The organism is Rhodoferax saidenbachensis (assembly GCF_001955715.1).
Classification (GTDB): Bacteria; Pseudomonadota; Gammaproteobacteria; order Burkholderiales; family Burkholderiaceae_C; genus Allorhodoferax; species Allorhodoferax saidenbachensis.
In genome coordinates this window covers 4,151,291-4,171,177 of the sequence record NZ_CP019239.1, presented here as the reverse complement: position 1 = coordinate 4,171,177, position 19,887 = coordinate 4,151,291, and the positions used below count along the sequence as shown (strand labels likewise).

At 59.2% G+C, this 19,887-nt stretch carries 20 protein-coding genes and 1 pseudogene; 11 read left to right on the top strand and 10 right to left on the bottom strand.

Going from position 1 to position 19,887, the window contains the following annotated elements; translation table 11 throughout:
* Positions 1 to 14: 14 nt before the first annotated feature.
* The 4 genes and pseudogenes from RS694_RS19725 to RS694_RS19710 form a co-directional block, all read right to left on the bottom strand.
* A pseudogene (locus tag RS694_RS19725) lies at positions 15 to 161 on the bottom strand (DUF1439 domain-containing protein); the annotation flags it as partial.
* 52 nt (positions 162 to 213) lie between these two features.
* Complete coding sequence (locus RS694_RS19720) at positions 214 to 1,620, bottom strand: hypothetical protein (protein ID WP_029708214.1); 1,407 nt, start codon at positions 1,618 to 1,620, stop codon at positions 214 to 216.
* Between the two features lie 96 nt (positions 1,621 to 1,716).
* The gene (locus RS694_RS19715) at positions 1,717 to 2,799 is read right to left on the bottom strand and encodes a hypothetical protein (RefSeq protein WP_152528839.1); all 1,083 of its coding nucleotides are present in this window, start codon (positions 2,797 to 2,799) and stop codon (positions 1,717 to 1,719) included.
* Between the two features lie 68 nt (positions 2,800 to 2,867).
* Complete coding sequence (locus RS694_RS19710) at positions 2,868 to 3,464, bottom strand: hypothetical protein (protein ID WP_029708212.1); 597 nt, start codon at positions 3,462 to 3,464, stop codon at positions 2,868 to 2,870.
* 70 nt (positions 3,465 to 3,534) lie between these two features.
* Between RS694_RS19710 and RS694_RS19705 the strand changes: the two genes are divergently transcribed.
* The 6 genes from RS694_RS19705 to RS694_RS19680 all read left to right on the top strand — a co-directional run bounded on the left by RS694_RS19705 (position 3,535) and on the right by RS694_RS19680 (position 7,186).
* Entirely contained in the window at positions 3,535 to 4,284 is a 750-nt protein-coding gene (locus RS694_RS19705) for a helix-turn-helix transcriptional regulator (protein ID WP_029708211.1), read from the top strand.
* 39 nt (positions 4,285 to 4,323) lie between these two features.
* Positions 4,324 to 4,734 carry a VOC family protein gene (locus RS694_RS19700; protein ID WP_029708210.1) on the top strand — a complete coding sequence of 137 codons (411 nt, stop codon included), beginning with the start codon at positions 4,324 to 4,326 and terminating at the stop codon, positions 4,732 to 4,734.
* Positions 4,724 to 5,143 (top strand): DUF1761 domain-containing protein, encoded by a 420-nt coding sequence (locus RS694_RS19695; RefSeq protein WP_029708209.1) that lies wholly within the window; start codon positions 4,724 to 4,726, stop codon positions 5,141 to 5,143. The genes RS694_RS19700 and RS694_RS19695 overlap by 11 nt, the downstream gene beginning before the upstream one ends.
* A gap of 62 nt (positions 5,144 to 5,205) precedes the next feature.
* Complete coding sequence (locus RS694_RS19690; RefSeq protein ID WP_051391932.1) at positions 5,206 to 5,991, top strand: substrate-binding periplasmic protein; 786 nt, start codon at positions 5,206 to 5,208, stop codon at positions 5,989 to 5,991.
* A 100-nt stretch (positions 5,992 to 6,091) separates the two neighbouring features.
* Positions 6,092 to 6,559 carry a CreA family protein gene (locus tag RS694_RS19685; RefSeq protein ID WP_029708207.1) on the top strand — a complete coding sequence of 156 codons (468 nt, stop codon included), beginning with the start codon at positions 6,092 to 6,094 and terminating at the stop codon, positions 6,557 to 6,559.
* Between the two features lie 60 nt (positions 6,560 to 6,619).
* The gene (locus tag RS694_RS19680) at positions 6,620 to 7,186 is read left to right on the top strand and encodes a YdeI/OmpD-associated family protein (protein WP_029708206.1); all 567 of its coding nucleotides are present in this window, start codon (positions 6,620 to 6,622) and stop codon (positions 7,184 to 7,186) included.
* Between the two features lie 363 nt (positions 7,187 to 7,549).
* On the opposite strand, the gene RS694_RS19675 is transcribed toward RS694_RS19680, so the two are convergent.
* The 4 genes from RS694_RS19675 to RS694_RS19660 form a co-directional block, all read right to left on the bottom strand.
* Positions 7,550 to 8,671, bottom strand: a complete 1,122-nt coding sequence (locus tag RS694_RS19675; protein ID WP_029708205.1) for a DNA cytosine methyltransferase — start codon at positions 8,669 to 8,671, stop codon at positions 7,550 to 7,552.
* A gap of 83 nt (positions 8,672 to 8,754) precedes the next feature.
* A complete protein-coding gene (locus RS694_RS19670; RefSeq protein WP_029708204.1) occupies positions 8,755 to 9,723 on the bottom strand; it encodes an O-methyltransferase in 969 nt (322 codons plus the stop codon).
* A complete protein-coding gene (locus tag RS694_RS19665; protein WP_029708203.1) occupies positions 9,720 to 11,072 on the bottom strand; it encodes an ATP-binding protein in 1,353 nt (450 codons plus the stop codon). Before RS694_RS19665 ends, RS694_RS19670 begins: the two co-directional genes overlap by 4 nt.
* Complete coding sequence (locus RS694_RS19660) at positions 11,065 to 11,406, bottom strand: NERD domain-containing protein (RefSeq protein WP_081708650.1); 342 nt, start codon at positions 11,404 to 11,406, stop codon at positions 11,065 to 11,067. Before RS694_RS19660 ends, RS694_RS19665 begins: the two co-directional genes overlap by 8 nt.
* 218 nt (positions 11,407 to 11,624) lie before the next feature.
* Between RS694_RS19660 and RS694_RS19655 the strand changes: the two genes are divergently transcribed.
* The gene (locus tag RS694_RS19655) at positions 11,625 to 12,776 is read left to right on the top strand and encodes a GGDEF domain-containing protein (RefSeq protein WP_051391931.1); all 1,152 of its coding nucleotides are present in this window, start codon (positions 11,625 to 11,627) and stop codon (positions 12,774 to 12,776) included.
* A 240-nt stretch (positions 12,777 to 13,016) separates the two neighbouring features.
* Here the strand turns inward: RS694_RS19655 and RS694_RS19650 are convergent, their stop codons facing one another.
* A complete protein-coding gene (locus RS694_RS19650; RefSeq protein ID WP_029708199.1) occupies positions 13,017 to 13,724 on the bottom strand; it encodes an SDR family oxidoreductase in 708 nt (235 codons plus the stop codon).
* A gap of 194 nt (positions 13,725 to 13,918) precedes the next feature.
* Positions 13,919 to 15,052: a thiolase family protein gene (locus RS694_RS19645; protein WP_029708198.1), complete on the bottom strand. Its 1,134-nt coding sequence runs from the start codon at positions 15,050 to 15,052 to the stop codon at positions 13,919 to 13,921.
* Positions 15,053 to 15,265: 213 nt separating this feature from the next.
* Here RS694_RS19645 and RS694_RS19640 point away from each other — a divergent pair, with 213 nt between their 5' ends.
* From RS694_RS19640 to RS694_RS19625, 4 genes are all read left to right on the top strand, one after another.
* Positions 15,266 to 15,859: a TetR/AcrR family transcriptional regulator gene (locus RS694_RS19640; protein WP_029708196.1), complete on the top strand. Its 594-nt coding sequence runs from the start codon at positions 15,266 to 15,268 to the stop codon at positions 15,857 to 15,859.
* Between the two features lie 177 nt (positions 15,860 to 16,036).
* The gene (locus RS694_RS19635) at positions 16,037 to 17,896 is read left to right on the top strand and encodes a sensor domain-containing diguanylate cyclase (protein WP_051391946.1); all 1,860 of its coding nucleotides are present in this window, start codon (positions 16,037 to 16,039) and stop codon (positions 17,894 to 17,896) included.
* A 53-nt stretch (positions 17,897 to 17,949) separates the two neighbouring features.
* Positions 17,950 to 18,561 carry a TIGR00645 family protein gene (locus tag RS694_RS19630; protein WP_029708194.1) on the top strand — a complete coding sequence of 204 codons (612 nt, stop codon included), beginning with the start codon at positions 17,950 to 17,952 and terminating at the stop codon, positions 18,559 to 18,561.
* Positions 18,562 to 18,611: 50 nt separating this feature from the next.
* Positions 18,612 to 19,880 (top strand): anthrax toxin-like adenylyl cyclase domain-containing protein, encoded by a 1,269-nt coding sequence (locus RS694_RS19625; protein WP_029708193.1) that lies wholly within the window; start codon positions 18,612 to 18,614, stop codon positions 19,878 to 19,880.
* The last annotated feature ends 7 nt before the right edge of the window (positions 19,881 to 19,887 follow it).

The following is a 19,887-nucleotide window of genomic DNA, read 5'->3' as shown; positions in this document are numbered from 1 at the left end:
TGGTGCGCCAGCCGCTAGCGCGGCTTGGGCACAAAGCCTATCGTCAGGCCTTCATTCGTTACCGTGATGCTGCCCGGCTGCATGCCCAGCGTGTCGGGCAGCGCCAGGTCTTGCGGGCGCAGCGTGTGCACCACAACCTCCAAGAGCGTGCGCTCGGCCAAGGAGGGTAAAGATGCAAGCGAATAGTGAGTCCAAGGAGACGCAATGCGCGATTCAACCGCCGTCGAAAAAGATATAGCACAAATGATTGACAGCTAATCCGTTGAGCTTGGCTGGGCTCGTGCAGTAGCACGACGATAGATTTTTGCCCTTGAACATTCTGATGTCGTCGTCTCTGCGGGCACCCCGGCACGCATCATCCCGTGAAGAGTTGGCATCCCCGAAAGTGGCCAAACGATCTTTGTAACAAGCAAGTGGCACCGAGGACCCTGGCACCGAGGATATCGACCAGCCACTCCCTGCTGTTGGGCTTCCAAGTTCGCAGCCAGATCCACCTTTGGGTTGCGGCAGTGCGTTGCTGGGACTCTTACTACGCGTCTCTTGCTTGTCAGGCGGCACTGCGAACTGAATCTGTCCAGACAGATTGATCACATTCTTCACCACTTTTCCAATTACCGGATTTTTCCCTCCAGAGGCTTCTGCAGTGTTGACTGAATTCTTCACTTGGTTGAAGGCCGCACCAGTGATGGCGTCAATGATCTCGTTCTTGGTGGTGGGAAACTTAACCCCCACTTTTTCGATCACCATGGCATTCAAGCCTGAAGCCTTCATTGCATATTCAATAATTTCCTGAGGTTGATTCTTTGCATTGGCTGAGGTGAGTTTGGCCAACACATTGCCCGCGTCGGATACATCCCCGATCACCTTTGCCAGAGCAGGATCCAATCCGGCGTGCTTCACCACCTGCGATATCAAAAGATCCTTGATATTTGTGCTGTTGGTGTTTCCCAGGACCCCCTGCGTCAGGGTTTCCAGCGACTCTCTTTGCAGAGAACGGATCGTACTGGCCGAACCGCCAACGTTCCATAACCCTCCCATGATGTTGAGCACAAACGCCATGTTGTTCTTTGCGTTCTGTGACTCGTTGGCCGCCATCTGGGATTTCTCCGCCGCGATGTCCTGCTGCAACTTCAATAGATAGTCCGGCCTCGCCCGCCGAAAAGCCAAGTTGGAATTTCGTGTCGTGGCATCACTGACAAACAATCCCTGTATGGCCTCATTGCTCTCCTCATCGATTCGTACACCCTGGAATACATAGTGTCCACCGCGTACAGCGGAGATGTAGCTGAACTCACCGATGTAAACATGCCCTGTGGCGTGATTGATGTAACGCCCGTTCTTGTATACCAGTAACTTGTCGCCCGTGGAGTCGTGCACCACCTTTTGAAAGGTGCCCGAGTATTCGCCGAGCAGATCGTCATAGTCGCCTCGCAGGACGGTCCCTTCCAGCAAAAAACCCTCGTCATCGAAAATCAGTTCGAAGGTTCTGGATGGGTCCAGCCGGTAGCGCGCTTGGTACGGTACGCCCTTGCGGTAGCGCCCTCCCTTCCAAGTTCCCGTGTATTCCGTGCCGTCTGCGGTGCGAAGCGTTCCCGCTCCGTTGGTGCAATCACCCGTCATGCAACTCTCTGATGGCCCAAAGCCCCATGCCGGAAACCAGGAAATGCACAGGATGAATGCTGCGATACCTGTTGTGCAACGTGACATGCGTATCGATCAATTCGCTTCGCACTTGCTTGCCAGAATAACTTCGCCCTCTTCATAACAAACGGGTGGGCTAGGTGGTACGTCAAAACTCCCCATCTTGTAAGGAAGACCACGTGATTCACCGTGCATCAGACCATTTTTGGTGGGGGTAATAGTAGTCAGGGTGCCACCCATGTAAGACCTGGACTCGCCATTGCGCCCATCCGTCATTTCATGCATTGACGTGAAATATGAGGACTTTGCTCCTGCCATCATGACCTCGCTGATGGAAACCGTGGTTGCTGCAAATTTTTCTTCTGACTGATATTGGACGAACGCTGTTAGCGGGGGCTTGACGTCTGCAGTTGGCTGAGCATTCATCTGGGCCTGAACCGCTGGATTTTTGGATGTTCTTTTCATTGACACTTGACTGCTGACGACAGTCAGTGGCGCTCCCGGCAAGTATTGGCCAGCACTCAGAGTCATTGAGTGGCGTGACCTCGTGCGCATTTCCGATACGTCCATCCCTGCAGCCGTATCCAAGACACGTGTCAGCTCCATCATGAATTCAAGGGGGCCATCCAGCTTGCCGTTTTTGCAGGTTGCCTTGATCGGAACAATCTGAACATCCTTGACCTGGACCCTTTGACGCATATTCAAATTGACCGAACTCAAACGCTTGAGGCGTTTCATCCCGGCATCATCTTCGTTGTCGCTGAGGGCGCCTGCGAGTTTTCGGAGCTCTAGATTGGGCACATTGCACGGCCAACTACCGTTCGTTACTGACATGCTCATGAAAGCGGGATCTCTCGCCTTCACCAGCAAAGCTTGGGCCTGCTCAAAAGCAGCGGCAAGTTGGGGGTTGTTTGGCTTGGGTGGTAAATCCGTTGGAGACTGTGCCGAGACAGAGATGGCACTTAGAGTCATAGCAGCCAAGAAAATCTTCCGAATGTCCATATCAATACACTCCCTGAATCTGTTATGAAATTGCTTTTTTAATACAGCCGCCGCTATGGGCGCAATTTCAGGATATGCCTCATGCTGCAGTATGGGAATCATGCCGTTGATCAGATGCGGTAACCAGAATTCATTTCTTAATGTTGGTTTTTGCAAACATAGTAGGCTGCAGCCCTCATGGAATTTGCGTAAGAAGCTACTGAAATCGCAGCAATCCGCAGGCGCTACGACAGCGACTTTGGCACAAAACCTATCGTCAGCCCCTCGTTCGTCACCGTGATGCTGCCCGGCTGCATGCCCAGCGTGTCGGGCAGCGCCAGGTCTTGCGGTCGCAGCGTGTGCACCACCACTTCCAGCAGCGTGCGCTCGGCCAGCGCGGGGCCATACGTGTTGAGCAGCGCCACCACACTGGGCTGCAGGCTGGGGAACTGCAACCGCGCCAGGCGCAACTGGTGCGCGCGCACCGTGCGGTCTGTGGCCTCGTAACGCAACGCAAACTCCACATCCAGCGTGCCCTGGTGGCTGCGGTTGAGCGCCGGGCCTGCGGCCTCCACCACCATGGTTGCATTCAGCCGGTTCAGCGCGGGCAGCAGGCGCAGCGTGGGCACCTGCACATCCAGATTCATCAGCCCCGCCACCGGGTAACGCAACGGGAAGCGTTGCGCCACGCCCGCCTGCAGTTGCGCTGCAGACACTTTGTAGCTGGGCTGCTTGGGGGGCTGGTCCTCTGCATCTGCCTCTGTCTCTCGCTCAGGCGCTGCCCACACCAAGCCGGGCAGTGGCAAGCACAGAAGCATGGGGAGAAAAAAGCGGCGGTGCACTTCAGGGGTCCAGCGGTTGGGTTGTCGGTACTTGGGGATGGTATGCCACTGCCACCGTATCATCCGCCGCATGTCCCGTTTGGCCCGCCTTTTTGATCTGCTCCACATCCTGCGCAGCCACCGCCGCGCGGTGAGTGGCCAGGCACTGGCGCAGCAGTTGGGCATCAGCATTCGCACGCTCTACCGTGACATTGCCAGCCTGCAGGCACAGGGCGCAAAGATCGACGGGGAGCCAGGCGTGGGCTACATGCTCAAACCCGGGTTCGTGCTGCCGCCGCTGATGTTCACGCCCGAAGAAGTCGAGTCTTTGGTGTTGGGTGCGCGCTGGGTGGCGCAGCAGACCGATGCGGGTTTGGCCGCTGCGGCGCGCAGCGCATTGGCACGCATTGCGGCGGTGCTGCCCCCGGAGCAGCGCCATGACCTGGAGGCATCGGCCTTGTTGGTGGCCACCCGGCAGAGAAACCCGAGTGGCCAGAGCGCAGACCACGAACCGCTGGCCGTGACCGTGGCCCCCGAACTCCTGCGCAAGGCAGTGCGCACGGAGCACAAGCTGCACATCACCTACCAGGATGCCCAGGGCGCCCAGTCCCAGCGCACCGTCTGGCCGTTTGCCCTGGCCTACTTCGAGCACGCGCGCGTGCTCATGTGCTGGTGCGAACTGCGGCAAGATTTTCGCTACTTCCGCACCGACCGCATCGCCAGCGCCGAGCTGCTGGACACCCGCACCCCCCAGCGCAAACAGGCGCTGCTCAAGGCCTGGCGGCTAACCCTCACACCCGACAAGCGATTCACCGTACTGCCAGAAACTGACAGCCTCTAAGCCTAGTCTTGGCTCCTTGTTACTACCCAGGAGCCCTTGATGAAATTTGCCTCTGTTCGCCTTGTGACCGGCGACCCTGCCAGCGTCGACAAGCTGGTGTACTTCTATACGCGCCTGACCGGCGTAGCCGCCACCCGGCCGGTGCCAGACTTTGCGGAGCTGCGCATCGCAGGCCTGGTGCTCGCCATTTCCACCGAGCGCATGGTCCAACAGTTCAACGCGGGGGCAGCCCGCGCTGCGGCCAACCGGTCCGCCATCCTCGAATTTGAGGTGGACGATGTGGACGCCCTGCACCAGCAATTGGGCGAAGCGACCCTGGACACCGCCATGCCACCGACCACCATGCCCTGGGGCAACCGCTCCATGCTGCTGCGCGACCCGGACGGCAATGTGGTGAACGTGTTTTCCCGCCCCATGGCCAAGCTGCAGGAGGTGCCCCATGCTGCATGAGTTTGGCGCCATCCCCTGGCTTGGTGTGTTGGTGGCCACATGCGTGGCGTCGTTCGCCATGGGCGGCGTGTGGTTTGCGGTGCTGTTTGCCAAACCGTATGCGCGGGCCTTGGGCCGAGAAAACAGCCCCCCGGGAAAACTGGCCCCCATCTTCCTGATCGGGCCCTTTGTCTGCAGCCTCGTCGTTGCCATCACCGGCGCCATCTTGCTGCCGCTGCTGCACATCGACTCTGCAGTGGGCGCCGCAGCCCTGGGCGCGCTCGTGGGGCTGGGCTATCTGGGCTCCACGGCGTTGAATGTCGCCATCAACCCCAACATCCCGCGCCCGCTGCTCTATGCGCTGGTGAATGTGCCTTACTTCCTCCTGTCCAGCATCGCCATCCACGTCATCCTGGTGCTGCTGCGTTAGCGGTTGCGCTTGACAGCCCGCGCCCACAGGTAATACTGGGTCAAAACAAGCGGAGACAAAACATGACACGCTGGACGCTGCTGGTTACCGCTGCGCTGGCTCTGTTGCCTGCCAGCCCGGTGTGGGCACAAAAACTGCGCGTGGCGTACTCAGACATCGAAGTGGCGCCCTACCAAATGGGCAGCGGCACCGACATGCCCTACGCGCCCGGCCTTGTCGTGGAGCTGGTGCAAATGGTGGCCCAGGAAATGGGGCTCACCGTGGTGTTTGAACGTGCGCCCCAGCTGCGCAGCTTTCGGCGTCTGCAGAGCGGCGATATTGATGCCACTTTTGCCTACTCCTACGCGCCCGAGCGCTTGCACTACGGCCGTTACCCCCTGAAAGACGGCAAGCCAGACGAGTCCGCGCGCGTGTTCAGCCAGTCGTATGTGTTGTACCGGCTCAAGGGCTCGCCCTTCAACTGGGACGGGCGCGCAGTCTCCGGCCTGGGCGATGGCGCCATTGGCTTCAACTCCACTTTTTCCATTGGCGCCGAACTCAACCGCAAAGGCCTGAAAGCCGAAGACGCCAAGACCACCGAGCAGAACTTCCAGAAGTTATCCAAGGGCCGCATCCAGGGCTATGCCATGCAAGAGCTGGTGGGCGACAACTACCTGAGCACGCACCCCATGCCAGAGGTGGAGAAGATCGCCATCCCGCTGGAGACCAAGGCCTATTACCTGATGCTGAGCCACCAGTTTGTGGCGCAAGACCCCGAGCGCGCCGAACGCCTGTGGGCCAAACTGGGCAAGCTGCGCCAGGACAAGGCGCCGGAGCTGCTGCGCAAATACGCACCGCTGACGCAGTAGTGCGCGGGGCGTTCAGCGTTGCGCCGCGTCTTCAGGCTCGGGGGTGGTGTGCATGGCACACAATGAAGCACCCGCCCTATTTTTACCAAGAGAGTTCGCCATGAAAAAACGATTTGCCTTGCTGCTGCTCAGCAGCCTTGCGCTGGCCGCCAGCGCCGAGACCGTTGGCAGCGTCAGCACCACCTTCAAACTGCTCAGCCCCAACGACAAGGTGGTGGTCGATGTGTTTGACGACCCGGCGGTGGACGGCGTGGCCTGTTATCTGTCACACGCCAAAACCGGCGGCTACTCCGGTGCGCTGGGCTTGGCAGAAGACACCTCAGACGCCGCCGTGGCCTGCCGCCAGGTCGGCCCCATCCGCTTCAAAGAGAAGATCGACAAGCAAGACGAGGTGTTCAAGGCCAGCGCCTCCTTCCTCTTCAAACACGTCCGCGTGGTGCGCATGGTGGACGTGAAACGCAACACCCTGGTCTATCTGTCGTACTCCGACAAGATCATCGACGGCAGCCCCAAAAACAGCGTGACGGCGGTGCCCGTGCCCGCGGAGCTGCCGATTCCGGTGAAGTAAGTTTTATAAGAGAAATCGGGCTGTAGCCCGCGTCGAATATGCGCAAGCGGCTATCAATACATGAGCGATAAGGCGCGCCATACGTTTGAAACACCCGAGCAGCTCCACGCGTGGCTGCGGGTGCACCACGCCAGTGAGACCGAGCTGTGGGTGCGCATCTACAAAAAGGCCACCGGCCAGCCCAGCGTGACGTGGGACGACTGCGTGGTGGCTGCTATTTGCTGGGGCTGGATCGACGGCGTGCGCAACGCCTTGGACGACACCTCGTTTTTGCAGCGCCTGACGCCACGCCGCGCGCGCTCCAACTGGTCGCAGAAAAACGTGCAGCATGCCGAGCGGCTGATAGCGCAAGGGCACATGCAAGCCGCCGGCCTGGCGCAGGTAGAGGCCGCGCGCAGCGACGGGCGCTGGGCCACCGCCTACGCCGGTAGCGCCACCATGGTGATACCTGAAGACTTCTTGGCAGCGCTGCAACAAGACCCCGCTGCCCACGCTTTCTACGCCACGCTCAAACGCCAGAGCCTGTTCACCATCTACCACCGGCTGCACAGCGCCAAGCGGCCGGAAACCCGGGAGAAGCGGATGGCGGAGATGTTGGCGAAGTTGGGGCGGGGCGAAAGTCCTTGAAATTTGCCGCCAGCGTGAGGGGTATGCAAACGCCAGTTTTATGAGTCAAATTGGCCCGTAGCCCTGGTGAAATATACGCAAGCAGCTACTAATTTAGTAGCAATTTGGTTTGCCGCCACTGCCAACTCCAGATCGGCTTGGCCTCAAAACTCATCATCAGCCCCGCCATCGCAGCCCGTAGCTGCGCGGTAGACACCTTGTGGTGCGGCTGCGTCCTCAGTTTCGGAAGTGGCGACGGCGCATCCATGGTCCTTTGAACGATAGATTGTGCGCCTGAGATTTAAGTACCAAATATGGTGCGGCGATGACGGTAACTTACACAGCAACGCGGTCAGAAATTTTTACCGGGCCGTCAGTAAATAGTTAAACGAGTCGCGCAGAAATTGAGGACAAGATCTTCTCAGCAACAATTGGAGATACGCTGTTCCCCAACTGGCGAAAACTATGCCATTTCGTAGGATGCAACAAGAACCAATCTGGAAAACCTTGAAGTCTTGCGGCCTCGCGTGGAGTAATCACGCGTGCCTTTGTCGGATGGATAGGTCTAACAGCTTGATAGCTACCTTTGTCACTCCCAGTTCCTGCTCTCAATGTTGGACAGAACCATGAGAAGTCTAGTCGCGTGGCCTTTGATATGGGATCTTGCTGCCGTGGCTTGAGGTTTTTGTATCGTGCTGCCACTTCCGCGGTATGAACCGTTCCAAAGCAGCCAGATGTATGCCCAGATTGGAAAAATGCGTCAAGTGCAAATTGATCGCCAACCCCTTTGGGGATGTTCGACTGAGCTCTTTTGTTGAAATACGAATCAGAGAGCTGCCCCACTGGTTGCCAACTACTGAACTCTGATTGCCACGACTGGTCAATCTCCTCTGGTAGGCCCACTAAAGCATCTTTAACAGTGGTCTTTTGCAAATTAGGCAGACTATTAAATATGTCCAAATTTAATTCACCACAACGCCTTGGGTCAAAGCCTACGAAGAAAACGCGCGTTCGCGTGGTTGCTGCGCCGAAATCTGTTGCGCAGACTTTTGTTGCAGGTAATAGTACGTAGTGTTTGGGCAGCAGATTGAGCGCGCTCTTCAAAATATCGCCGTTTCGCTCTTGCAGAATACCAGGCACATTTTCGGCAACAAAGAAGCGTGGACGGGTCTCGGCAACTAGACGAATGTAGTGCCCAAATAGCGAGTTACGCCGGTCTTTGGGATCACGTCTACCCATGTCACTAAATCCTTGACAGGGCGGTCCACCAATGAGGCCATCTAACTCTCCGGAGTTTAGGCCACTCTGCGCAAGTAAGTCGCTACCTTTAAGTGTTGATATATCGATACCCAGATGGCGCGTATTAGGGAAATTCCGGCCATGTGTTTCATTCGCGTATGGATCTATCTCCACTGAGCTGACAACTTCCATTCCTGCGCGTGCAGCGCCTAATGAGAAGCCGCCGGCACCGGCAAACAAGTCGACAATTTTTAGCTTCTTTTTCATCTAACACGTAATGAGGTGAGAACATCAGAGCGTATCTACTTTTGAACGTCCTGTCGATCGGTAAGCGCATGTTTTGCGAAAAATCAACCTTCGAGCACTGCGAAATTAGGGAGGTAACGATACATTTTTGCGAATTGGCGAGCCTCGCTCACTGGAATGGTTCCGAGGACAAGTTCGCTTCCCTGCGCTAGCGGTAGCTGGCTTTCGAGTTTTTTAAATTCGCGGGCAGTAAGCTTCGGCACGTTTATTCGTACTGCGGATATGGGCTCTGGGAGGAAGTCGAGTCCTTCGAAATGGCACTGTTCTAAAAGATTCTTTTCTTCAGGCGAATAAAAAATGACGGTTATTGTTGTCATCTTTGCTCCGTCTTCATATTCGAACTCGCATATGAGCTTAGAACGCATTTCAGCCAAGGCGTGGCCGGAATTCCGAATCGCTATTTCAGCGTCTATTTCTTGCAGCAGCATTTCTCGACACAGCGCGCCGAATGGCCAACCAAATAGTTGATCTGGCTTGGTAGCAGGAGGCACACGGGCGCGCCCAAATGCAGCGACAAAGCGCTCTAGCGCAGTTGGCGCCTCTGGGGTTTTGTCCTCTTCTGCTTCCGTAGTCTGAGACGCCTTTGCGCATTGAACAGAGACTGACAGGACAGTGCCGGAGGATGCCCGACGCACGACGGTACGTAAATCTTGCAACATATCGGTGGAAAGCTGATCGTCATAATCCAGCCAAAGAAACTGCTTTCTAGACCAATCTAAATCGGGCAACGCCTCCTTTGACTTTCTGTAGTCCACAGGAATCCGGAAGGGCTTGTTATCTTCGATCCGAGCTTGGGCAGTTTCTACCTGCTCAATTGAAATCATGTCCTTTATTCCAAGGGATCGATGAACCAAAGTGAAATCCGAAAACCAGACTGAGCCAAAACCTACATAGACATATTCTTCTACGCGACCAAAAGGCCTGAGTCTGCGAAAAACGTCGCAAAGCATTCGGCGCTCTGCATGCTTAGCGGGTCTCAGTGAGTAGTCAATTTTCTTGAAGCTGGCAGTCATTTGCCCCCCATGCGCTGATAAATCAATTCGAATGTTTTTTCGCCGACAGCTTTCGCGGTGTTAACGGCCAACTCATTCATTAAGAACTCGACCTGATCGACAGGCTTGGCATACTGGAGTTTTACGGTTCTTAGCTCTTTTGAGAGCGACCCCCGCGCGGGTGCAGTAAAGGCAGAGCGAACAGTGAGCTCCTCTGACTTCACGGCGGCAGCTTTGATGACATACGCCAAGAGAGGGCTATGCTCACGCGTATGCTCGTCAATGTCCGCATCGAGTTCATTCAGAAAAGTGATTACTGGCCGCATCATCTCTGTCATCCGGCCGAACGCCTTCTGCCATATTGGGTTGTCCTGATCAACGTCAGTCTTCGTGGTATTCCATGGGACTCGCACGGAGTCGTTGGAGTCGAAAGTCACTATTCCGCGAAAACGTGAGAACTGGTTGTGATAATTCGGAATTGCTACGGTATTTGATTGCTCCTCAACCACTCCCCAGCCGGTGGTGGGCCGTCGGTCAGCTTCCAAAACTACACGACCATTGCAAACGACATACCAGCCCGCTTCTCGCGGAGAGCTAGGGCCCACGCCGACAACAATCCGAACTTTGATTTCCTGCCCGCTGTCGTCCTCAATGACGTATTCGTCAATACCTGGGCGGAACTTCGTGTCGGTGGCGACCAAGAGATAAAGACTGGTAGCGTCGATATGTTGACCGTTAACAGTTATCTCTAGACCACCCGCAATAAATTGACGATGCTTTGATTTGATCAATCCATGAATTGCATTTTTAAAATGCTGGGTCGAAAATTTTGCAGAAACCTCAGTGCGCAAATCACTAACAATGATCTCGGTTCCTGGAGAGGCCTGTGAAATTTCCTCATCCGCTGTAAAGGTTGCCCAAGGGAAGCTCCAGCCGGGCTGATTTTCCCAAGCTGGTACTTGCACGCTCACGGCCCAAGCATCGTCTTTAGTCGCAGACCTTACGGAGAACTGATGTCCGAATTTGAACAACGCTCTCTTCATGCCGACTCCGAATTGTCCAATGGAGTGCGGAGTGCGTGGGCTACCAGGAGGCTTTCCAAATTTGAACGCGTACTTCCGAGCAACCTCACTGCTGAAGCCACCGCAGTTATCAACTATCCGAAATTTCTCTTTCGAGAACTCCAGCGCAATCTTCATTCCCTCGAACGGCTTATCCCCGTCGCCTTTGAGGCCTTTGGCACCGTCAATTGAATTGTCGACAAGATCGAGAACCGCCTGTTCCAACGCAATATCTCGCGTAAGCATCTCAACGAAAAATCCTTTCGTGGGTTCTGCGTCGATGTCTAGCTTGTCTGGTGTATCAGGCATATGTGACCTCGTCTGAAAAGTGTCGTTCATCAAAGATGGAGTATTCCGTAAGGCGCTCGCTAGCGTCTTGGCGAAAGATGTTCGGGATGGTTTCCCATTTTTTTTGATCGGTTCGCAGGATGGTGGTGGTTTTCCAGTCCTCCACCTCCAGCACCAGAATACCGCGGCGCGGGTGCATGACGCAGAAGTCTGGGTGGGTGTTGCGCCCCATCCTAGGTACGTCGTACCAAAGCCTGTCGTCATCGGGCTTGCGTTCCAGCCGCTCGGCCAGCCTGCGCTCGCTGCTGGTCATGCGTGAAACGCACGAACCCAATGAAGGAATGAGTGTATTCATCCTGGATCACCCCCTGAGCGATATGTGTTTTTATGTAACACATCATGCGGGCAAAGCCAAAGGCTGGCTAGCGGAGTTTCACGGGCTGTGGGGTTTTTACAAACAAAACTGGCCTCTAGCCCGCATGTAGCTTGCGCAAGCAGCTATCAAAACCATAGTATTCAGGTAGCTCTTGCAGCAAAACCGCCTCGACTCGCAAGACGGAGAGAACCCCAACCATGCGCGAAACCACGGCTTCCGACAACGCTGCAACCCCCGCCGCCAGTGACGAACTGGTGCACGCCGACACGCTGGTCCTGTTGTTTGAGCAGGCGTTTCCGGCGCTGTTTCATAGCTTTCTTGTCGCCGGCATCCTGTGCTGGGCGCTGTGGGGGCGGGTGGATTCGGTCAAGCTGCTCACCTGGCTGGGCCTGCTGGGCGTCAGCACGCTGATCCGGCTGGCCGTGTACCTGACGTACTTCCGCGCCAAGCCGGTGGGCCGCGCTGTGCTGGCCTGGGAGCGGCCCTACGCGGTCACGTTGTTGCTGTCAGCGCTGATCTGGGGTGTGGGGGCGGTGTGGCTCATGCCGCAGCAAGAGAGCGTGGAGCAATTTGTCATCTTGTTCTTTGTGGCGGGCCTGGTGGGCGGCAGCATATTTACCTATACCGCGCACCGGGCCATGACCATCTGCGCCATGTTGGCCGTGTTGGTGCCCAGCACGGTCTGGCTCTTTTTGCAGCCGGGCCACATCACGTTCGGTTTGGGCGTGGCTGCCAGCACGTTTATGGTGGGCGCGCTACGGGGCACCTGGGTGCTGTCCAACGCCATGCAGCACAGCCTGCTGCTGGGTTACGAGCTCAAGCAGGCCAACCTGGTGGCCGACCACATGGCCCGCACCGACGAGCTCACCGCCATCAACAACCGGCGCTCTTTCATGGAGCTGGGTGAGCAGACCACCCGGCTATGCCAGCGCCAGGCCAAGCCGCTCAGTGCGCTGCTGATTGACGTGGACCACTTCAAGAACATCAACGACACCCACGGCCACAGCGCGGGGGATCTGGTGCTGCAACAGGTGGGCGCTTTGCTGGCGCAGCAGTTCCGTGCGGCCGATGTGTGTGGGCGCATTGGCGGCGAAGAGTTCGCCGTGCTGCTGGCCGATACAGACCCCGACACGGCCACCGCCCTTGCAGAAAAGCTGCGCCGCGCCGTGGCCAGCGCATCCATGGCGTGGCAGTCGCAGACCCTGCAGGTGACGGTAAGCATCGGCGTAGCCACCCACAGCGGCCACCTGGGCACCCTGCTGCAACGCGCAGACGCCGCCATGTACAAAGCCAAGGAAGGCGGCCGCAACCGCGTTATCTTCCACGCGGAAGAAGGCGCGGCGGTCTAGGGCAACGCTGAACAAGGGCCTCCGTTCGGACTGAGCCTGTCGAAGTCTTCTGCAGGTCTTTGATCTCTAAGGGCTTCGCCCCCTTCGACAAGCGCAGGACAGGCGGCTCAGCCCGAACGGGGATGGTTTCAGTAAAAAGTGCCTGTAACCCGCACACATATTGCGCGGCCAGCTATCAAAACAATAGCGACGCGCTGACTGCAGGCGCGTTACCAGCAGCCAGCGCATGTGCCTAAGCCGTTATTCCGTGGCCGCACCCAAGTACACAGCCTTCTCGGCGGACAGGCCCTGCTTCACATTGCGGGACAGCTCGTCGGCCAGCACTTCGTCTTTGCCTGCTTCCAGTGCGGCCAGTGTCTGGCGCGCCACGTCCAGCGGGCTGGTTTTGGGGCCGGGCACGTCGCGTGCCATGTCGGTGTCCATATAGCCCACATGCACGCCCACCACCTGGGTGCCCTGCGCGCGCAGCTCGCCGCGCAGGCCGTTGGTCAGTGACCATGCTGCAGCCTTGGATGCGCTGTAGGTCGCCACGGGGGCGATGTTGAGCCAGCTCAGCACTGACAACACGTTGACGATGGCGCCGCCGCCATTCGCTTTGAGGATGGGCGCAAACGCCTGGCTGAGCGCCAGCGGGGCGAAGAAGTGGGTTTCCAGCTCGGCGCGTGCGGCGTCTGCGCTGCCTGCGGCCAAAAAGGAAGAGCCGCGGCTAATGCCCGCGTTGTTGATCAGCAGCGTCAGGTCGGTGCACTGTTTTGCAGCGGCGGCGATGTCGGCGGCGTTGGTCACATCCAGCTTGATGGGCGTCACGCCTTTGAGCGTGATGCTGCCGGGGTCACGCGCAGCGGCGTAGATCTTGGCGGCGCCCGCTTCGAGCAGCGCGTTGACAAAGGCCTGGCCCAGGCCGCGGTTGGCACCGGTGACGAGGACGACGGAGTTTTTGATTTGCATGGTGGTTTCCTTGGGGTGGTTGGTTGGGGTTGATGAACTTTTGATATTCCGTTTGAGCCGTTACTCCGTTCGCGGCCCATTCCGTTTGGGCTAAGCCCCCTCCGTTCGGGCTGAGCCTGTCGAAGCCTGCAGGCCCTTCGACAAGCTCAGGGTGAACGGAATGAATTCAGCCCGAACGGAGGTTGTTGGTACTACTAGATGCGTTCGAGGATGGTGGCAATGCCTTGCCCGCCGCCAATGCATTGCGTAGCCAGCGCATAGCGGCCCTTTTCGCGCACGAGAAGGGCGGCAGCCTTGCCGGTAATGCGTGCGCCGGTGGCGCCCAGTGGGTGGCCGATGGCCAGGCCGCCGCCGTCGATGTTCACGGTGGCGGGGTTCAAGCCCAGGTCGCGGATGCAGGCCAGGGCTTGGGAGGAAAACGCTTCGTTGATTTCCACCACATCCAGGTCGCCCACGGTCAGGCCCGCGCGGGCCAGCGCCTTGCGGGTGGCGGGGATGGGGCCAATGCCCATGATGGCCGGGTCCACCCCCACGCTGGCAAACGACACGATGCGTGCGGTGGCTTGCAGGCGGTGTTTCTTGGCAAAGGCTTCGCTGGTCACCAGCACGGCCACGGCGCCATCGGTCAATGGGGACGAGGTGCCCGCGGTGACCACACCGTCGGCCTTGAACACGGGGCGCAGCGCGGCCAGTGCTTCGGCATTGGTGGCGGGCCGGATGCAGCCGTCTTGCGTAACCCATTCGTTGGGCGCGGTGCTGATGCGCACGATCTCGGCGGTCAGGTGGCCCTGTTCGCGTGCGGCGGCGGCCTTGCGGTGCGACTCCACGGCCAGTTGTTCCTGGTCGGTGCGGCTCACGTTCCAGCGCTGGGCCACGTTTTCGGCGGTGTCGCCCATGCTGATGTAGGCGTCGGTGTTTTCATAGAGGTGCGGGTTGGGCGAGAAGTTGAAGCCGCCCTGCGGCACCATGGTCATGCTCTCTACGCCCACACACAGGAAGGCGTCGCCCATGCCCGCCTCAATCTGCGCGGCGGCAATGTGGATGGCTTGCATGGACGAGCCGCAGAAGCGGTTCACCGTCATGCCGCCCACCTCCACGGGCAAACCGGCCAGCAGGCCGACGATGCGCGCCAGGTTATTACCCTGCGCGGCCTCGGGGTAGGCGGTGCCCAAGATCACGTCTTCAATCAGCGCTGGGTCGAGCTTCGTGCGCTCCAGCAGGCCTTTGACCACCTGGGCGGCCAGGTCGTCCGGGCGCACATTCGCCAGCGCGCCTTTTTTGGCAAAGTGGAACGGGGAACGGGCGAAACCTGAGATGACTGCTTTCATGGAGGGCTCCTGTTAAATGATGGTCGTCATGATTGAATTATATGACGACTATCATTTAAAATACAAGCGCCAGACAATTCCCTCTGTTTACCTTTCCGTTCGCCCATCCGTTCGTTTCTCCGTTCGCCCTGAGCTTGTCGAAGGGTCTGCAGGCTTCGACAGGCTCAGCCCGAACGGGAGGGCGAACGGAGATATTCACCACAAGGACCCGCCATGAAAGTCACCCGCGAACAAGCCAGCCAGAACCGCGACCGCGTGCTCGACGTAGCCGGGCGCCTGTTCCGCGAACGCGGCTTTGACGGCATTGGCGTGGCCGACCTGATGAAGAGCGCGGGCCTGACACACGGCGGCTTTTACGGCCAGTTCGCCTCCAAGGAAGAGCTGATGGCCGAGGCCTGCGAGCGCTCGTTCAACAACGCGGCCGACCTCTGGGCGGGTGTGGCCGAGCGTTACCCCGACAACCCGCTGGGCGCGGTGATGAAGGGTTACCTGAGCAAACAACACCGCGACAACCCGGGTGAGGGCTGTGTACTGGCCTCACTGGGTGCAGACGCCGCACGCCAGGGCCCCACGCTGCGCCACGCGGTGACCGAAGGCACGCGCAAGCTGCTGGATTTGTTCACCGGCTTGGCGCCCGGTCGCATCAAGGCGCGCAAACGCGAACGCGCCGTGGTGGCCTACGCCAGCATGGTGGGCGCGCTGATCCTGGCGCGCGCGGTGGATGACGCAGCCCTGTCCGACGAAATCCTGAAAACCGTGGCCGCCAGCCTGCCCGACGCCAAGGCCAGTGCATCCGCCAGCGCGTAGTTACAAGCAAAATATGACCCTAGCCCGCATGGGGTCTGCGCAACCAGCTATCAAAAGCATAGTGGAAATGACATAGGCCAGACATCTCCATGCCGCATAATTGGGCCTCTGGTACAGAGGCAAACAGGGGCACAGGGCGGTATGGGGCACACAGCACGAAAAAACACCACAGGGCGCATGCGGCGCTGGTTGTGCGGCGGGCTGTTGTGGCTGCTGCCCGTGCTGGCCATGGCGCAGGCCGTGCCGGTTCAACAGCCTGGTGCGGGTGGCCGTGACCTGATTGGCCACCTCACCTACCTGGACGACACCGGTGCCAACCTGACGCTGGAGCAGGTGCAAGCCGCCGACCGCGCGGGGCGTTTTGCGTCACCACCACCGGCCAAGGGCGCGCTGTCGTTTGGATTCACCCGCTCAGCCATCTGGCTGCGCGTGTTGTTGCACAACCCCGGCGCAGAGCCCAGCGCCCAGATGCTGGAAGTGCCCAACGCGTTGATCTCGCAGGTCGCGCTGTTTGCGCCAGACGCCCGTGGTGCGTACCACGCCACCTACACCGGTGGTGACTTGCCGTTTGCCACCCGGCCTTACCCGAACCGGCAACTGGTGTTTCCGCTGGAGGTGCCCGCACAGAGCGAGCAGGTGCTGTACCTGCGGGTGCAGTCCACCATCGGGCTGCTGGTGCCGGTGGAGTTGTGGAACAGCAATGACTTTGTCGAGCACACGCGGGACGATTACGCGGTGCAGGCGGTGTACTTCGGCATGGCGGCGGCCATGGTGCTGTTTAACCTGATGCTGTTCATTGCGCTGCGTGACCGCATTTACCTGCTGTATGTGAGTTTTGTGCTGTGCTCGGCGTTTGTGCTGGCGCGCAAAGGTGGGCTGGCAGGGGAATTTTTGTGGCCCGACACGCTGGTGTGGAGCAACACCTCGTATTACGGCGGGGCGTCTTTGGCGCTGATAGCGTTTTTGATGTTCACCCGGCGCATGCTTTACACCGCCACGCTGCTGCCGCGGGTGGACCGCGTGCTGGTGGTGCTGGCGCTGCTGCATCTGGTGGCCGTGGTGGGCTACGGGGTGAAGATAGAAACGGTGTCGCGTTATGCGCTGGTGCTATTTCTGGTGACGGCCGTGGTGTCGATGAGCGTGGGCTTTTGGGGCGTGTACAAGAAGATGCGCAGCGCCTATTTCTACATGGGTGCATTTGCCATGCTGCTGTTGGGTGGGGTGACCACCGTGGCGCGCACCATGGGCTGGCTGCCCAGCAACACATTGACGGTGGACGGTCTGCAACTCGGCTCGTCGCTGGAAATGCTGCTGCTGGCGTTTGCACTGGCCGACCGCTTTAACCAGATGCGCCGCGACAAGCTCAAGGCCCAGGGCGAGCTGATGACAACACAACAGCAGCTGCTGGACAGTGTGCAGGCTTCGGAGCGCACGCTGGCGCTGCGCGTGGAAGAGCGCACCCAGCAACTGCAGGCCCTCAATGACAAGCTGGAAGCTCTGAGCATGGTGGACGGGCTTACCGGCATTGCCAATCGCCGCCAGTTCGACCAGGTGCTGCAAAAGGAATGGACGCGCATGCAGCGTCTGGGCCAGCCGCTGGCGCTGGTGATGGTGGATGTGGACTGGTTCAAGCAGTACAACGACCAGTACGGCCACCAGGCCGGGGATGAGTGCCTGCGCGCCATTGCGCAGGCCATTCTGGGCATCAGCCGTGCCAGTGATCTGGTGGCGCGGTATGGCGGCGAAGAGTTTGTGATGATTGCCCCCGCCACCGACCGTGCCGATGCGCTGCGCATGGCACAGCGCGCCTGCGACGCGGTGCAGGCGCTGGCCCTGCCGCATACCTATGCCGAAATGGGCGTGGTGACCCTGAGCTGCGGCGTGGCGACTGTGGTGCCGCAGCAGCAGCACACCCCCGAGGCCCTGCTGCGCAGCGCCGATGAAGCCCTCTACCAGGCCAAGGCCGCAGGCCGCAACCAGGCCGTGCTGGCCCCTGCCGAGCCGGGCGGGCCGGACGACTCTCCGGAGTCACCGTGATTTCCTACAATCGCGTCCAATCTTTTTGAACCGCTAACCCTACCGAGCACTCCATGGCCGCCAACAAGCCTTCCCCCACACCATCCGCCAAGCTGCGCCCTATCCCAAACTTCATCTTCGCCAGCCGCTGGCTGCAGTTACCGCTGTACCTGGGCCTGATTGCGGCGCAGGGCGTTTACGTTTTCCACTTCTGGGTGGAGCTGGTGCATTTGCTGGAGGCCGCGTTTGGCAGCCAGACCGCGCTGCAGGCGCTGGTGACCAGCATTGGCTACAAGTCCGACATCACGGTGCCCGCGCTGAACGAGACCATCATCATGCTGGTGGTGCTGGCGCTGATTGACGTGGTGATGATCTCCAACCTGCTGATCATGGTGATCGTGGGCGGGTATGAGACCTTTGTGAGCCGCATGGACCTGGAAGGCCACCCCGACCAGCCCGAATGGCTGAGCCATGTGAACGCCTCGGTGCTCAAGGTGAAGCTGGCCATGGCCATCATCGGCATCAGCTCCATCCACCTGCTCAAGACCTTCATCAACGCGGCCAACTACGACGTGAAAGTGCTGATGTGGCAGACCATCATCCACGTGGTGTTCCTGCTCAGCGCGCTGGCCATCGCCTACACCGACAAGCTGCTCACCGTCACACACAACGCACAGCAGCACTGAGCCCAAGATCCGGCGCTTAAGATCGCGGTTTTCCAGTTTTAGGAAACCGTATGGCTGTGTATGGACTGATGGGATCGTTCGGGCATGCAGAAAATGGCATGACGTTGAGCGACATGCACGCCACGGTGCGTGTGGCCAACGATCTGGACGAGGTGATCATCTTCCGCTCTACCGGCCCGTGGTCGCAACGCTGGATTGAGCGCGGCTACCCGACCAAGAATTTTCACGTCAAGGGCAAAAGCTCTGACTGGGGGCCGCAGGCCGGCTTTGTGCCCTACGAGGGCATTTACAGCAAGGTCGGTGCCGACCCCCAGAAGGCCGCCGACGGCAAGACCGCCAACCAGGACGGCATAGACCACGGTTACGCGGCCAAGGTACAACTCATGCTGTCGCGCGAAGAAATCAACCTGCAGCTCAACAAGCCGGAGGAAAACCCACCACGCCATGCGCTGGTGCGCATGGCGCAGGTGCCCGACAGCAAGGACCTGTTCCTGGTGGGCCGGCGCAGCGGAGACAACAAGGAGTTTGTGTTCCGCGCCGTGGTGGCGGGGTCGACCACCTTCACGATCTGGGTGTACCCCGAAAAACTGGGCACCAACCTCACGCGCCTGATGTTTGAGCGCCCCACGCCGCTGGAGGTCATGACGTCCTCCGAGGTCGGCGCGGACAACAAACCCATGACGGGTGACTACGACCTGATGTCGGTGTGCCCCACCTGGGACAGCTACGGCGGCACCTCCAACGCCGTCATCTCCAAACCCGGCATCCGCTTCAGCGGCAAAAAGGGCTTGCAGCTGGGCCAGCAATTCGACGTGGGTGCACGCATGGACAAGGTGCTGGACATGCGCAGCAACACCGGTGCACGGCCCAAGCTGGGCAATACCAAGGTCACGTTCCAGGGCATGACCAAGCGCGATGGCGGCAAGCTGGCCGAGCACGGCGACATGGGCAACATCACGCCGCGCATCCTGCGCTGCATCAACATGCTCAACGCCGCCATGGGTGCTACGGGCGGCAAGTCCGCCGGGCGCCGGGTACACCACAACGCCGAGTCCCACCGCAACCATATCTTTGGTGCGCTGGTGGAAGCGGACATGAAGAAGGGCGATGGGTTTCCCATGACCGTTTTCCAGCCCGCGCGGCTACAGGGCTACCAGTCACCCACGGCCAAGTACCGCGATGTCGCCACGCTGGACACCATGGGCGAGTTCCGCGCCTACGCGCTGTTGCTCAACGAAGCGGGCTATTACGTGCCGCGCAACTGGACCTGGGGCATGTCGGTGCGCGACAACGCGGCGGACATGCAGCGCTACTTCTGAGGGGCCT

Excerpts from the sequence above, each read along its gene's own strand:
- RS694_RS19695 (WP_029708209.1), top strand. The coding sequence starts at position 4,724 with ATGCTGCATGAGTTTGGCGCCATCCCCTGGCTTGGTGTGTTGGTGGCC.
- RS694_RS19655 (WP_051391931.1), top strand. The coding sequence starts at position 11,625 with ATGCGCGAAACCACGGCTTCCGACAACGCTGCAACCCCCGCCGCCAGT.
- RS694_RS19635 (WP_051391946.1), top strand. The coding sequence starts at position 16,037 with ATGCGGCGCTGGTTGTGCGGCGGGCTGTTGTGGCTGCTGCCCGTGCTG.
- RS694_RS19665 (WP_029708203.1), bottom strand. The coding sequence starts at position 11,072 with ATGCCTGATACACCAGACAAGCTAGACATCGACGCAGAACCCACGAAA.
- RS694_RS19645 (WP_029708198.1), bottom strand. The coding sequence starts at position 15,052 with ATGAAAGCAGTCATCTCAGGTTTCGCCCGTTCCCCGTTCCACTTTGCC.
- RS694_RS19720 (WP_029708214.1), bottom strand. The coding sequence starts at position 1,620 with ATGACGGGTGATTGCACCAACGGAGCGGGAACGCTTCGCACCGCAGAC.
- RS694_RS19690 (WP_051391932.1), top strand. The coding sequence starts at position 5,206 with ATGACACGCTGGACGCTGCTGGTTACCGCTGCGCTGGCTCTGTTGCCT.
- RS694_RS19650 (WP_029708199.1), bottom strand. The coding sequence starts at position 13,724 with ATGCAAATCAAAAACTCCGTCGTCCTCGTCACCGGTGCCAACCGCGGC.
- RS694_RS19625 (WP_029708193.1), top strand. The coding sequence starts at position 18,612 with ATGGCTGTGTATGGACTGATGGGATCGTTCGGGCATGCAGAAAATGGC.
- RS694_RS19680 (WP_029708206.1), top strand. The coding sequence starts at position 6,620 with ATGAGCGATAAGGCGCGCCATACGTTTGAAACACCCGAGCAGCTCCAC.
- RS694_RS19660 (WP_081708650.1), bottom strand. The coding sequence starts at position 11,406 with ATGAATACACTCATTCCTTCATTGGGTTCGTGCGTTTCACGCATGACC.
- RS694_RS19705 (WP_029708211.1), top strand. The coding sequence starts at position 3,535 with ATGTCCCGTTTGGCCCGCCTTTTTGATCTGCTCCACATCCTGCGCAGC.
- RS694_RS19675 (WP_029708205.1), bottom strand. The coding sequence starts at position 8,671 with ATGAAAAAGAAGCTAAAAATTGTCGACTTGTTTGCCGGTGCCGGCGGC.
- RS694_RS19670 (WP_029708204.1), bottom strand. The coding sequence starts at position 9,723 with ATGACTGCCAGCTTCAAGAAAATTGACTACTCACTGAGACCCGCTAAG.
- RS694_RS19640 (WP_029708196.1), top strand. The coding sequence starts at position 15,266 with ATGAAAGTCACCCGCGAACAAGCCAGCCAGAACCGCGACCGCGTGCTC.
- RS694_RS19685 (WP_029708207.1), top strand. The coding sequence starts at position 6,092 with ATGAAAAAACGATTTGCCTTGCTGCTGCTCAGCAGCCTTGCGCTGGCC.
- RS694_RS19700 (WP_029708210.1), top strand. The coding sequence starts at position 4,324 with ATGAAATTTGCCTCTGTTCGCCTTGTGACCGGCGACCCTGCCAGCGTC.
- RS694_RS19630 (WP_029708194.1), top strand. The coding sequence starts at position 17,950 with ATGGCCGCCAACAAGCCTTCCCCCACACCATCCGCCAAGCTGCGCCCT.